Annotated in this window: 9 protein-coding genes, 1 tRNA gene and 1 pseudogene; 9 read left to right on the top strand and 2 right to left on the bottom strand. The window is 68.0% G+C overall.

Features of this window, described 5'->3' with window-relative positions; translation table 11 throughout:
* Window positions 1-62: 62 nt before the first annotated feature.
* The 6 genes from HUW62_RS23400 to HUW62_RS23375 all read left to right on the top strand — a co-directional run bounded on the left by HUW62_RS23400 (window position 63) and on the right by HUW62_RS23375 (window position 6,218).
* Window positions 63-470, top strand: a complete 408-nt coding sequence (locus HUW62_RS23400; protein ID WP_163864447.1) for a (deoxy)nucleoside triphosphate pyrophosphohydrolase — start codon at window positions 63-65, stop codon at window positions 468-470.
* Between the two features lies 1 nt (window position 471).
* Window positions 472-1,404 carry a hypothetical protein gene (locus HUW62_RS23395; RefSeq protein WP_176435672.1) on the top strand — a complete coding sequence of 311 codons (933 nt, stop codon included), beginning with the start codon at window positions 472-474 and terminating at the stop codon, window positions 1,402-1,404.
* 176 nt (window positions 1,405-1,580) lie between these two features.
* Window positions 1,581-3,602, top strand: coding sequence for an ATP-dependent zinc metalloprotease FtsH (ftsH, locus tag HUW62_RS23390; protein ID WP_163864449.1), 2,022 nt, complete (start codon window positions 1,581-1,583; stop codon window positions 3,600-3,602).
* Between the two features lie 108 nt (window positions 3,603-3,710).
* The gene (locus HUW62_RS23385) at window positions 3,711-3,953 is read left to right on the top strand and encodes an RNA polymerase sigma factor region1.1 domain-containing protein (RefSeq protein WP_141643202.1); all 243 of its coding nucleotides are present in this window, start codon (window positions 3,711-3,713) and stop codon (window positions 3,951-3,953) included.
* A gap of 101 nt (window positions 3,954-4,054) precedes the next feature.
* Window positions 4,055-4,696, top strand: a complete 642-nt coding sequence (locus HUW62_RS23380) for a nucleotide exchange factor GrpE (RefSeq protein ID WP_176435671.1) — start codon at window positions 4,055-4,057, stop codon at window positions 4,694-4,696.
* A 61-nt stretch (window positions 4,697-4,757) separates the two neighbouring features.
* Window positions 4,758-6,218, top strand: coding sequence for a trypsin-like peptidase domain-containing protein (locus HUW62_RS23375; RefSeq protein ID WP_176435670.1), 1,461 nt, complete (start codon window positions 4,758-4,760; stop codon window positions 6,216-6,218).
* A gap of 21 nt (window positions 6,219-6,239) precedes the next feature.
* Here HUW62_RS23375 and HUW62_RS23370 read toward each other — a convergent pair whose 3' ends face one another.
* Window positions 6,240-6,878, bottom strand: a complete 639-nt coding sequence (locus HUW62_RS23370; protein ID WP_163864452.1) for a DUF6066 family protein — start codon at window positions 6,876-6,878, stop codon at window positions 6,240-6,242.
* 112 nt (window positions 6,879-6,990) lie between these two features.
* On the opposite strand from HUW62_RS23370, the pseudogene HUW62_RS23365 reads away from it, so the two are divergent.
* A pseudogene (locus HUW62_RS23365) lies at window positions 6,991-7,406 on the top strand (PilZ domain-containing protein).
* Window positions 7,407-7,570: 164 nt separating this feature from the next.
* Here the strand turns inward: HUW62_RS23365 and HUW62_RS23360 are convergent.
* Window positions 7,571-9,121, bottom strand: a complete 1,551-nt coding sequence (locus HUW62_RS23360) for a Glu/Leu/Phe/Val dehydrogenase (RefSeq protein WP_163864453.1) — start codon at window positions 9,119-9,121, stop codon at window positions 7,571-7,573.
* A gap of 311 nt (window positions 9,122-9,432) precedes the next feature.
* Between HUW62_RS23360 and HUW62_RS23355 the strand changes: the two genes are divergently transcribed.
* Together HUW62_RS23355 and HUW62_RS23350 are read left to right on the top strand one after the other, a co-directional pair.
* Window positions 9,433-9,507, top strand: a tRNA-Thr gene (locus HUW62_RS23355).
* Between the two features lie 564 nt (window positions 9,508-10,071).
* The gene (locus HUW62_RS23350) at window positions 10,072-13,650 is read left to right on the top strand and encodes a VWD domain-containing protein (protein ID WP_163864454.1); all 3,579 of its coding nucleotides are present in this window, start codon (window positions 10,072-10,074) and stop codon (window positions 13,648-13,650) included.
* Window positions 13,651-13,708: the final 58 nt, after the last annotated feature.

Here is a 13,708-nt window from a genome sequence, read left to right as displayed (position 1 = left end):
GGGCGGGGGGCTGTGTTAGGCCGCCCCTCCCCGTTGGCCTGCCCAGGAGACAGGAGAAGCGAATGGCCCGTCGCCACGTCCGCGTCGTCGGTGCGATGCTCGAGAACGAGCAGGGACGCTACCTCATCACCCAGCGCCCCCCCACCGCGTCACTGCCCCTGCTGTGGGAGTTCCCCGGCGGCCGAGTGGAGGAGGGCGAGAGCGACTCCGTGGCCCTCGCCCGGGAGATCGCCGAGGAGATGGGCGTGGCCGTCGAGGTGCTCGACCAGGTCATGCACACCCGCCACGAGTATCCCACCTACGACATCGACTTCCGGGTGTTCCGCTGCCAGCTGGCGGAGTCGGAACACCACATCCGCCACCTGCGTGTGCATGACCACCGCTGGGTGACGCTGGAGGAGATGTCGCAGTACCGCTTCCCCGACGCCGACGCGAAGACGCTGGCGAAGCTGTTGGACCTGGACGCCTGACATGGCGCCCCGCCGGACCTGGGCCCTGCTGCTGGGCATGGGGCTGTTCGCCTGCTCGAGCCCCAAGCCGGTTCCGTCCGAGTCGGACGTCCCTGACGCCGGCTCGCAGGTGCCCGCAATCGGTCTCCCCGGCTGTGTCACCTACGGCGTCCCCCGGCAGACGGGCGTGGTGCCGGAGCAACTGCCGGAGCTGTCCGGACTGGCCGCCAGCGTCCGCCATCCGGGCGTGTTCTGGACGCACAACGACTCCGGCAACGATTTCGAGGCGTTCGCCATCGACGAGACGGGCGCGGTGCGGGCCCGGCTGAAGCTCACCGGCGCCGAGCCCCGGGACGTCGAGGACGTGGCGGTGGGGCCGTGTGCGCCGGGGGAGGCCCGCACGTGTGTCTTCCTGGCCGACATCGGCGACAACTTCGAGCTGCGGGAGCAGGTGCGGCTGTTCCGGTTCCCGGAGCCGGAGACGCTCGCGGATGCCTCCGTACCGGTGGAGCCGATGCCGTTCACCTACCCGGACGGCTCGCATGACGCGGAGGCGCTGGTGATGGACGCGCGCTCCGGGCGGCTGGGCGTGCTCACCAAGACGCGCCGCTCGCTGGGTGACTTGTACGCGCTGGACGGCCTCAAGCCCGGCACCGTCATCCAGGCGACGAAGCTGGGCACGCTGGAGGCGCCGCAAGGATTGGACAGGCTCTCCACGGCCGCGTCGCTCCATCCCTCCGGCCAGCGCCTGCTGGTGCGCACCTACTCGCGAGTGTGGGAGTTGCGACAGTCGGGGGCGGCGGACCTGGAGTCGTTGTTGAAGGGCTCGCTCGTCGCCGTGCCGGCCGGAAGCCAGGCGCAGGCGGAGGCGGTGGCGTACTTCGCGGACGGCCAGGGGTATCTGCTGGGCACGGAGTTCACCGGTCAACCCTTGTGGCGGGTGGGTTGTCGCTGATCTCGCGACTCCTCAGTCGAGACGTGGCGTGAACCCGCGCCAGCGGGTTGACGGTCGGGCGGAGGTGAACATCTTTGCCCGGCTGAGCGTGACGCCATCCGGGCAAGGGGCCCGAATGAGCGGGGAGGGGGAGGGCGAGCGTGCCGACGATGAAGCCACAGGAGCTCCCGCCGGGTATGGGCCCGCGGGGAAAGAAGTCCGAGAAGCCAGGGACGCCGGGCAAGGGATTCAAGTTCGGCTCGCCGCTGGGCTACATCCTGCTGCTCGTCCTGGGCTTCCTACTCTTCCGGAACGTCTTCCAGGACGCGGGCGTCCGCCGGGTGAGCTACAGCCAGTTCCGTGACGCGGTGGAGTCCGGCAACTTCAGCCGGGTCCAGATTTCAAACGAGTGGGTGAAGGGTTTCCTCAAGGACACCGCGCAGCCGCCGCCGCCCGCGCAGGGGGAGCGTCCGTTGCGAGGCGAGCCCAGCGCGCTGCCGTGGATGGCGTACCGGGTCCAGGGCGACGAGTCGCTCGTCCCTCTGCTGGAGCAGAAGGGCGTCCAGTTCGAGGCGGTGCCGCAGTCGGGACTCGGGGAGGCCTTGTGGATCTGGCTGTTGCCCCTGGGTCTGTTCTTCCTCTTCTGGAGCTTCATGATGCGGCGGGTGGCCGGAGGCATGGGCCAGGGCCCGCAGAGCGTCATGAGCTTCGGGAAGACGCGCGCCAAGGTGCAAGCCGAGGCCGACACCGGCGTGGGCTTCAAGGACGTGGCCGGCGTGGACGAGGCGGTGGAGGAGCTCAAGGAGATCGTCGAGTTCCTCAAGACACCGGAGAAGTTCCGCCGCCTGGGCGGGCGCATCCCCAAGGGCGTGTTGCTGGTGGGGCCTCCGGGCACGGGCAAGACGCTGCTGGCGCGAGCGGTGGCGGGTGAAGCGGGCGTGCCCTTCTTCAGCCTCTCCGGCTCGGAGTTCGTGGAGATGTTCGTCGGCGTGGGCGCGGCCCGCGTGCGCGACCTGTTCGCCCAGGCCACGGCCAAGGCGCCCTGCATCATCTTCATCGACGAGCTGGACGCCATCGGCAAGAGCCGCAACTCGGGCGTCGCGGGCGGACATGACGAGCGCGAGCAGACGCTCAACCAGCTGTTGGCGGAGATGGACGGGTTCGACAGCCGCGCGGGCCTCATCATCCTGGCGGCGACCAACCGTCCGGAGATTCTGGACAGCGCGCTGATGCGGCCGGGCCGGTTCGACCGTCAGGTGCTGGTGGACCGTCCGGACAAGCGCGGCCGGGAGATGGTGCTGGAGATTCACGCCCGCGGCGTGAAGCTGGGTCCGGACGTGGACCTGAGGACCATCGCCTCGCGCACGCCGGGCTTCGCGGGCGCGGACCTGGCCAACGTGGTGAACGAGGCGGCGCTGCTCGCGGCCCGACGCAACCGCGACGCGGTGATGCGGGCGGACTTCGAGGAGGCGATTGAGCGCGTCGTCGCCGGCCTGGAGAAGAAGAACCGCCGGATGAACGAGCGCGAGAAGGAGATTGTCGCGCACCACGAGGCGGGCCACGCGGTGGTGGGCTGGATGCTGCCTCACGCCGAGCGGGTGACGAAGGTCTCCATCATTCCTCGCGGCCTCGCGGCGCTCGGCTACACGATGTCGATGCCCCTGGAGGACCGCTACCTCATGTCGCTCGACGAGCTGCGCGACAAGATGGCGGGGATGATGGGCGGGCGCGCCTCGGAGGAGATCTTCATCGGAGAGATCTCCACCGGTGCCTCCAATGACATCCGTCAGGCCACGGAAGTGGCGCGGCTGATGGTGCGTGACTACGGCATGAGCACGCTGGGCCCCGTGGCCCTGAGCGCCGACCATGGCCCCAACTTCCTGCGCTCCGCGGGCATCCCCGAATCGCGCACGTACTCCGAGCAGACGGCGCGGATGATCGACGAGGAGGTCCGCAAGCTGGTGAGCGAGGCGCTCGACCGGGCCCGCGAGGTGCTCACCCATCACCGGGACAAGGTGGAGGCCCTCGCCGCGCGGCTGCTCGCCGTGGAGGTGGTGGAGGAGGACACGATGACGGGCATCCTCGGTCCCAAGGTGCTGGCCCAGCGAGGGCTCCTGCACCCCGAGGCCCGCCAGGTCATCTCCGCGCACCCGGTGGACACCAACACCGATGAGCAGCCGCCGCCGACCCAGCACGCGCACAAGCCCCTGGACTCATGACGGACGGCTGAACGCCTGCTCTCCGGCCTGACCCTCGCCCCCCGCCACCGCACATTCCTGCGGTGTCCGGGGGGCGAAATTATCTTGAGACCTAAAGGAGGCGACGCCGTGGAGAACAGGATCGGCAAGAGCTACGTGGCCCGGAAGGCTCTCTTCGCGAAGGGGCTCAAGGAGGGGCGGCTCACGGTTCAGGAAATCGAGGAGGCACTGCCGGCGGGGACTTTGACGGCGGCGGAGCGCTGGCTCCTCTACTACTCGCTGCGGGCCGCTCAGGTGGAGATCATCGACGAGGTGACGGGGCAGATCGACCATGGGTTCATGGCCGAGACCCCGGCGCCGCAGGAGCATTAGCCTGCTCCCCTCGCGTTGACACGCACTCGCGCGCGGTTAGGTTGCGACCAGCAAAGCCTACCCGCGCACGAGCGCCTTCACACCTCGACTTCAGGTTCGACATGTCCGGCAACTCCCACACCGACGCAACCCAGGAAGCCCAGCACGCCAACGGCGGAGGTCCGCCGGGCCAGGACGCCGGAGAGGCCGCCGGTGCCCGCTCCGAGGAAGCCGAGGCTCGGGCCCCCGCCGATGACGTGGTGTCCGAGGCCGCCGACGCGGAGAAGGAGCGCCTGCGCGCGGACCTGGAGGCCTCCCGCCGACGGGTGGACGAACTGGCGCGCGCCTACCAGGCGGTGAACAAGGACCGCGAGGAGTTCAAGCAGCGGCTCACCCGCGAGCGCGAGCGGATGATGGACGTGGAGCGCGGCAACGTGGCCGTGTCCCTCCTGGAGGCCATCGACGACCTGGACCGCGCGCTCTCCATGAGCGGCCAGGACGCCTCGTCGCTCGCCCAGGGCGTGCGGATGATCCGCGACTCGCTCCTGGCGAAGGCCCAGGGCATGGGAATCGAACGCGTCACCGTGGTGGGCCAGCCGTATGACCCCAACGTGGCGGAAGCCACGGACATGGAAATCACCACCTCCCCGGACGAGGACCAGAAGGTGGTGGCGGAGTTCCGGGCGGCCTACCGGCTGAAGGACAGGGTCATCCGCCCGGCCCGGGTGAAGGTGGCCAAGTACGTGGCCCCCGCCCAGGCGTGACGGCTGGCGGCTCGAAAAACGTGGAAGACGGTGGGGACCTGGGTTGTTCCCGCCGTTCGCCATGCGACGCCGTATAAGCTGCCGCTCCGTGTCCGCTCGATTGCTGTCCGTTCTCCTCGTCCTGGCGGTGTCTCCCCTGACGGCGTTCGCCGCGGAGGAGGGACCGGTGGGCCCTTGGCTCCAGGCTCGCCTGCGTGAGCACGCCTCCTGGTTCACCTATCAGGGCAATGGCGAGGGCCGCGCGGGTGCCATGGGGCTGTGGCGCGAGCGCCCGGCCGGTGAGCCGGGTCTCCCCAACTTCGTGCCGCCCACGTCGCTGGCGCCGCTGATTCGCGCGGTGGAGGCGGGCGTCGTCAACATCACCACGGTGAGCCCCCGGGAGAGCGGGCTGACGGGGATGAAGCGCTCCACCGGCTCGGGCTTCGTGCTGACGGCGGACGGGCTCGTCGTCACCAACAGCCACGTGGTGTCCGGGGCGAGCAAGATCGCCGTCCGCCTGTCGGATGGCCGCGAGTTCTCCGCGGAAGTCGTCGGCCGGGACGCGTCCACGGACGTGGCGCTCCTGCGCCTGAGCGGCTCCGACATGGGGGACCTGCCAGCCCTGTACCTGGGGGACTCGGACCGCCTGGAGGTGGGGGACTGGGTGGTGGCCATCGGCAACCCCTTCGGGTTGGACCACTCGGTGGCGCACGGCATGATTTCCGCCAAGGAGCGCGTGCTGGGCGTGGGCCAGTTCGACGACTTCATCCAGACGGACGCGCTCATCAACCCGGGCAACTCCGGCGGCCCGCTCTTCAACATGAAGGGCGAAGTCGTCGGGGTGAACACGGCCATCATCAGCCAGGGGCAGGGCATCGGCTTCGCGGTGCCCATCAACCTGGTGAAGGACCTGCTCCCCAACCTGCGGGAGAACGGGAAGCTGGAGCGCGGCTGGCTGGGCGTGGTCGTCAACGATGACCGGGAGAACGGCGAGCGTCGCGCGCCCATGGTGAAGGACGTCTACCGGGGCAGCCCGGCGCACATCGCGGGCATCCGCGCGGGGGACAGGCTGGTGGCGGTGAACGGGCGGACCATCGGCTCCTACCTCCAGTTGCTTCGCAAGGTGGCGCTGCTGGCACCGGGCACGGAGGCGAAGCTGACGCTGCTTCGCTCCGGGGCCCGGCAGGAGGAGGTGTCCGTGCGGCTGGTGGAGCGCCCCGCGCAGGAGGCGACGGAGGGCCTGGTCCAACGCACCTCCAGCGACGAGGACCTGGGGCTGGCGCTGCGCGATTTGACGCCGGACGTGGCCGCGCCGCTGGGGCAGGAGGCGTGGGCGGGGGCGCTCGTGTCGGCGGTGACGCCGCGCAGCCCCGCGGACGAGGCGGGCCTTCGCGTGGGTGACGTGGTGACGGAGGTCAACCGCAAGCGGGTGAAGGACGCGGCCGGCGTGCGCGCGGCGCTGTCCAAGGGCAGCTCCGGGGCCAGCATCCTGCTGCGGGTGAAGCGGGGCGACTCCCTCCAGTACGTGGCCATCGCCCGCTAGAGGGAGTCTTGACGCGCGGGCCTAGCGGCTCGCGTTGGCGTCCTTGCCGTTGAGCCACAGGCCGAGCTGCGTGCCGGTGCGGCCCTCGGTGACGATGAGCCCGTCGATGCGGGCCGTCACGCCGAAGTTCTTCCCGCCGCCCTTCTTCGGCAGCGACCACACGCCCTGCGGCGTGAAGACGACCTGGGCGCGCACCCCGCGCATGGAGAACATGCGGGAGAAGATCTGGCCGTTCCACCCGTCCGGCAGCATCCCGGTGACGGTGAGGTAGGGCAGCACGGGGTTGCCATTGCCATCCGACTTCTTCGGGGCGCCGTGAGTCATGGCGTAGCGGCCCCCCGGGAAGAACGGGGTGATGTTGATGGTGTACTCGCCCGTGACCGGGGAGTACGGGCCCGGCGACAGCATGCCGGCGTCGTCCTCCACGACAATCATGTAGAGCTGCTTGCCCTGGTACTTCTTGCGGAACGCCTCCGCGTCGGACTTGCACTTCGCGTCCACCAGCGCCCCTTCACACGCGCCGATGTACTTCTCCAGGAAGGCCCCCAGGCCGCCCAGGGGCTCCGAGTCGTCGCGCAGCTTGGCGAAGCGCGCGTCCACGTCGGCCAGGGCCAGGGTGGGCAGGAGGAGGGCGGCGACGGCGACCAGAAGGCGGCTCAAGGCGAGGAACTCCAGGGCTTGGGGGAGGCTGGATGGTGCCATGTCCCGGAAAATCCTGGGGATGCCTTCTCGTAGGTGGGTGGGGGTGGATGTAGGTAAATAAATTGCCTACATATGGCTACCATGTAGGGTGTGCCTGTCACCACCTGTTGCCGGGAGGCACCCCCAGTGTTCGAGCGTCCCCAAGAGCGTCGTACCCACCTGCGCTTCGACAAGGTCTTCACCGTCTACCTCACCACCCAGGACGGGATGATGAGGGGCGTCGGTCGCAACATCAGCGCTCGCGGGATGTTCGTGGAAGTCCGGGATCAGGTCGGGCTCGGAGAAAAGCTGAAGGTGACGTTCGCCGGCGAGGACGGCACGGAGATGACCTGCCTGTGCGAGGTCCGCTACCAGGTGGCGCTGGCGTTTGGCCGCAAGGACGGGCGCGAGGGCAGCAGCCGCGGGGTGGGCCTGCGAATCGTTGCGTACGAGACGCACGACGACGCGCCCCTGCTCCTGGTGGACCGCGAGCGGGTGATGCACTGAGGTTTCGAGTGGGGGCCCGGAAGGGCCCGGGTGGCCCGACGCTCCCGTGACTGGGGGCCGCGACGGCCGTCTTCCGAGGCACCCACCACGCATGACAAGGGCACGGTCCTCGGAAAGTGAGGAGCCGTGCCCTTGGTGTTTCAGGGGCGCAGGTGCGCTGAGGCCTACTGGGAGAAACCCTCGAGGAGGTAGTGGGCCTCGATGCGCTTGAGCGCGAGGATCATCGCGGCGCAGCGGGTGTCCACGGGCTCGCCGGCGCAGTAGCCGCGGCTGTCGTGCATGTCCGTCTTGCGCGGCGTGTTGCGGGAGATGTCGCGGATGATGCGGTAGTTGCGCTTCATCGCGCGCTCCAGGCGCTGGTCGACCTCGGCCTCGCTCCAGCGCTCCATGCGCTTGTTCTGGATCCACTCGTAGTAGCTCACCGTCACGCCGCCGGCGTTGGCGATGATGTCCGGAATCATCTCGATGCCGCGCTTCTGGAGGACGCGGTCGGCTTCCGGGGTGGTGGGGCCGTTGGCGCCCTCGGCGATGAGCTTGACCTTGAGGCGCTCGGCGATGTCGGCGGTGATTTCGCCACCCAGCGCGGCGGGCAGGAGGATGTCGGCCTGCACGTCCCAGAGGTCCTTCTTCTCGATCTTCTGGGCGCCGGGGAAGCCCAGCACGCTGCGCTTGAGGTTCTTCGGGTCCTGGACGTAGGCGGCCAGGGCCTGCACGTCGATGCCGTCACCGTTGTAGATGGTGCCGTCGGAGTCGTTGACGGCCAGGAGGCGCGCGCCCATGCCGCCCAGGATGATGGCGGCGTGGCTGCCCACGTTGCCGAAGCCCTGGAGGACGAACGTCTTTCCCTTCACGCTCTCGCCGCGGTCCGCGTAGTAGTCCTCGATGCAGAACGCGACGCCCTGACCGGTGGCCTTGCCGCGGCCCTCGGAGCCGCCGATGCGCACGTCCTTGCCGGTGACGATGCCGCGCAGGTTGTGGCGCTCGCGCTCACCGTCGGAGAACTGGCGGTACAGCAGGGCCATGATCTCCGGGTTGGTGCCCACGTCGGGGGCGGGGATGTCGATGTTCGGCCCGATGAGGCTCTTGAGCCGGTACATGAAGCGCAGGGTGATGGCCTCCAGCTCCTCGCGGCCGTACTCGCGCGGGTCGATCTGGATGCCGCCCTTGCCGCCGCCGAACGGGACTTCCGCGATGGCCGTCTTCCAGGTCATCTCCGCGGCCAGGGCCTTGAAGAGGTCCAGGGACACCTCGCGGTGGTAGCGCAGGCCGCCCTTGTAGGGGCCACGGGCCTGGTTGTGCTGGACGCGGTAGGCCTTGAAGCGCTGGGACTCACCGGGGACGAGCTGGTAGACCTTGCCGTCCGGCAGGCGCAGGTGGCCCTGGCGGATGGCGACGTCGGAGCCCAGGAGGGCGCGGCCGTTGAGGATGATGCTGCCGTTGGCGAGCAGCTCCAGGCCTTCCTTGTTGCGCACCTGCGTCTCGGGCAGGTCGGCGAACGTCTTGGCCCGCTCCGGGATGAGGGGGACGAGGCGATCCTTCAGCTTCGCCGTGACGTAGAAGATGTGCTCGTAGTCGGGCTCTTCCAGCTCCAGGCGGACGCGCTTGTCCAGCTTGATGAGGTCCGCCGCCCGATGGAAGATCTCCATCGCCTCCGTGTAGACGGTGCGCTTCGGCGTGGGCGCCGGGGCGCGCATGAAGTTCTCTTCGCTGGCCATGGTGAAAGTGGCTCCTTGTGGTCCCAGCCACAGGGGGCCGGGGACGCGGGGATAGCGGCGCCCTTATGCGCATATGCGAAACAGGGGGTCAACCGCCGAGGCGCCCCCTGGCCATCCCGAAAAGCGGAGCGATGACGGGGACTTATGGCAACGCGCTGTGTCACCAGGGGCGGATGCACCGTGTCATGGCTGTCACGGTGACGGGGCCGTTCGTTGGTGTTCGAAGCAGGGTGTCCGAAACCAAAAAGAGGGGGCACATCATTTCTCCTTGCCCCACCCGGAGCGCGATGGTACTCAGCGCGCCGCCTTGCGCCGACATAGCTCAGTGGTAGAGCAACTGATTCGTAATCAGTAGGTCCCCAGTTCAAGCCTGGGTGTCGGCTCCAAACAGTGAAAAGGGTCGGTTGCCGCGAGGCAGCCGGCCCTTTTTGTTTTCGGGGCTGTTGGCCCACCTGGCGGGTCCAGCGGGACGGTCGGCGGGTCCTACACCGGCACCGGGCGTCTGGCCGCCGACCTACGGGAGCCCGTCCATGGCGTGGACCCCGGCTCGCGAGGAGTCGAATTGGGGCCTCCAGGCGCCCCAGGTCCTCTTCGAGCACGGTCCCAGGGGGCTCGGCCTGAACGACGGAAAGCCGTGCACGCCGTTGGGATGAGGCAGGCCCCATGGCCTGGACCACCGACACCCTGGCAGGGGGGGCCAGGCATCCACTCCGAAGCCACGATGCAACTCCCTCTGTTTCTGGGAGGCATTGATGACGATTTCATGGAGTTCATTGCGCGGGTGCTTGTGAGCCTTTGGCGGAGTGTCTGCGAAAGCAACATTCCGTGAGGGTTTGTAACCTCAAGGGACACATGCCGCCGCGCGTCGCGCTCTGTTTCCGCGAGGTTCGGCCCGGCCGCGCCCTTGCAGCCTTGTCTCAATCCCACAACGTTTCACCCTCGGAGTTCGCATGAGACGCAGAAGACTCATCGCATCTTCATCGCCACCGAACCGTCCAGCGCTCCTGGGGGTGCTGCTCGCGTCCTCGCTGTTCGCTGTCACAGCAGAGGCTGCCGACCTCAAGGTCATGACCCTGGGGCTCGGCTCGGGTTCCATCACCGGGACAGGAATCACCTGCAACACCAGCGGTGGTGACTGTGACGAATCCTTCGGGTCGACCACCGTGACGCTCACGGCCGCGCCCGCGGCGGGTTCAACCTTCGGCGGCTGGAACACCGACGCGGATGCGGACCTGCTGTCCACGCCAGACTGCACGGGGATGTCGCTGACCTGCACCTTTTCGACGGGCGTGGCCCGGTCGGTGAAGGCGGTCTTCAACCTCTCGCCCGGCACCATCAATCCGCTCGTGGCCGCCGACCCGACCGCGATCACCCCCGAGGAGATCGACACGTACCTGGGCGACCCCGCCAACGCGAACACCAACACCGTGGCGCGCTTCGTCAGCGCGCTGCCCGTCCAGTACCGGCAGAGCGCCATCCTGATGACGCGTTCGGAGAGCCTGCAGACGGGCACCGCGGAGCATCCGCGCATCCTGCTCTCGAGTATCAACGCGAAGTCTGTCTTCTCCATCGGGCCGGTCCAACATTCCGCATATCCGGGCTCGCACCCGGACGTCATCGAGTACATGCAGTGGGACGCGGCCACGAAGAACTTCCGCTTCCATGAAATCATCCTGGCGCCCATCCCGGCGATGGGCACCATCCCGCCGCGCACGCGTCACATCGAGAAGGACGACGGGAAGTGCTCGAGCTGTCACTCGACCCGGAACGTGGTCAACACGTCGGACATCCCGGGCACGGACGGCTTGCCCGTGGGTGTCATCAAGACGAAGAACAAGCCCAACTGGGACCCGTATGACAGTTGGGGCGGGATGCTCCCTTTCAATCGGGATCGTCTGTATCAGGGCTCGTTGGACACGGCCGCGTTCCGCAGGCTCTACAATCCCTGGACGTGGCGGACCAACCCCGCGATCCGATCGCTGGTGGAGCAGTTGAGCCTGCAGCCTCCGGGGGTGCCGACGGCCGACCGCATCACCCGCTTCCGGGGCGGCGCGAACGACGGGACGCCTCGGTTGTCGTTTGACACGACTTTTCCGGTGACGGTCGAGCCGGCCCCGGTGGGCTCCGTTGCTTCCGTCAGCACGGCGTACACGTTCAACAATGCGACCGCGGGCGCGCCCACCTCCGTCACGCGTGGAGGGTCCTTCGTCACGCTCTTCCACCTCTCTCAATTCACCGATGGCGAGGGGCGAGGCGTCCAGCTCTTCGACCTCGCGGGAGGGCTCGACGGCAACCTCAACCAGCAACGGGTCGCGGACGAACTCGCGAGTCACCGCTGGGCCACGGGCAACGTGTTCATCGATCCACGGCCGGTGGCGCTGGCCATTACCAAGGGCTGCTTCAGCATCGACACGGTGGGCAACCAGGTCATCAGCTCTTCAGGACCCCTGACGTTCAGTCAGGCGTTCTTCACGGCGCGACACAACGGCCTGGGCATCAACGCCGTGTTCAGCGACACCCAGTCGCGCACCAAGAGCGTGCCTCGCAGGAAGGTCGACATCCAGAAGTTCAACCTCGACCGGACCGGAGACCTGTACACCCTCACGACCTTGCCGACGGTGAATGGCCTCGTCCAGCAGCATGGCGCCGCGACCAGCGCGGGGACGAGCACCTCGCTCACCCGGCTGCGTCAGGAGGTGTTCCGCCGTCCGATTGACCTGGGCGTTCCCGATGGGACGACGATGGGCGGCATCTTCGTCGACCGGGAGATCTACGGGAACACGACGCGTGTCGCCCTGTACCGCTACTTCCTCGAGCCGCTCGGTGTCTCGGTGGACAAGTGGTCCATGGGCGTGCGCGGCCGGTCGCGCACCTATGCCTTCGCCGATGTCTTCTCTTCGTATACGAGCACGCTCCAGTCGGCACTCGAGGCCAACCTGACCGCGGACCCGTTCCCCGGCCTCGCGTCGTTCACCTGCGCCAACCTGATTCCGGCCGTGAACACCTCGCTGTCCTCGCTGCCCCCGACGAACGCCGTGCCGACGTACACGGACGTGCAGCGCATCTTCAACAAGAGCTGCGTCGAGTGCCACGGCGGGCTCGACTACCCGCCGTACAAGAACTACGGGACGTTCCTGAACCTCGCCGAGAATCAGGTCGGTCCCGGCGTGGACCCGCTCGCGCAGTCGTATTCCCTCGCGCAGCCCATGGCGACGAGCCTGTCGGGGCCTCTGTATGATCGGATCACCCGCACGTCGGAAGGCTGCCCGTCCGGGATGATGCCCTGTGGTGGGCCTCCGCTGAGCGCGGCGGATGTCGACACGATCCGGCGCTGGATTCAGGGTGGCAATCCCTCCACGTGGGGAGACCCGCATCTGACGACGATTGATGGCGTGCGCTACGACTTCCAGAGCGCCGGCGAGTTCGTGCTGCTGCGCGATCCGGGGTCGGAGATCCAGGCACGGCACACCCCCGTGCAGACCGAAGGGCCCGTGGGACCGGACGAGCACACCGGACTCACCTCGTGCGTGAGCATCATGACGGCGGTGGCGGTGCGCGTCGGCTCGCACCGCATCACGTACCAGATGAGCTCCGAGCAGCGAAAGGAGTTGGAGCTGCGCATCGATGGGAAGCTCGTGCAGCTCGGTACGGAAATCCTGCTCCCCGCCGGAGGCCGTATCGTCCGGACGCCCTCGCAGGGGGGAATCCAGATCGAGTCGCCCGGTGGGGTTCGCATCATCATCACCGTCGACTGGTGGTCGTACTACCAGCTCTGGTACATGAACGTCAGCGTGCAGCAGGCTCGCGCCACGCAGGGCTTGCTTGGCCCCATCGCGCCCGGGAACTGGCTGCCGGAGCTCTCCGATGGGACGCGGCTCGGGCCTCGCCCGACGGACCCGGCGCAGCGATACATCGACCTGTACGAGAAGTTCGAGGATGCCTGGCGGGTGAAGGACAGCACCTCGCTGTTCGACTATGCGCCCGGGTTCTCCACCGCGTCGTACACGATCAAGAGCTGGCCGGAGTACAAGGCGGAGTCCTGCAAGGTCAACAAGGCGCCCCCCGGGATTCCGGTCATGCAGGCGCTGCCGTCCATTCCGATGAAGGATGCACTGGTGATCTGCCGAGGCGTCCAGAATGAGGTTCGACGGATGCAGTGCGCGCAGGACGTGGCGGGGACGGGTGACCCGATCTTCGCCAACACGTTCGTGGCGTCCGAGAAGGTCGAAGCCAACAACGCTCCAGGAGTCCCAGGGCTGGTGGGTCCGGAGGACATGGCCATTGCTTCCTCGACGGTCACCTTCAAGTGGGCGGGCACCGTCGACAAGGACCAGGACACCGTCCTCTACAGGCACTGCGTCTGGAGCGTGAACTCCGCCTTCACCTTCCAGGAGTGTGACAAGCCGACGCGGGAGCTCTCCAGGACGGTGAGGTTGGAGTCTGGCAGGGACTACTTCTGGAAGGTCATCGCCGAGGACGGCAAGGGCGGCGGTACCGAGAGCAACACGTGGCGCCTGACGGCGAAGTAGCCGCCACCGCTGAAGGCTGAACAGGAAAGGGCCACCTCCACACGTGGGGGGTGGCCCT

Origin of the sequence: Myxococcus sp. AM011 (assembly GCF_013372595.1) — a bacterium.
GTDB classification, from domain to species: Bacteria; Myxococcota; Myxococcia; order Myxococcales; family Myxococcaceae; genus Myxococcus; species Myxococcus eversor.
This window is presented reverse-complemented; position numbering and strand designations above follow the sequence as displayed.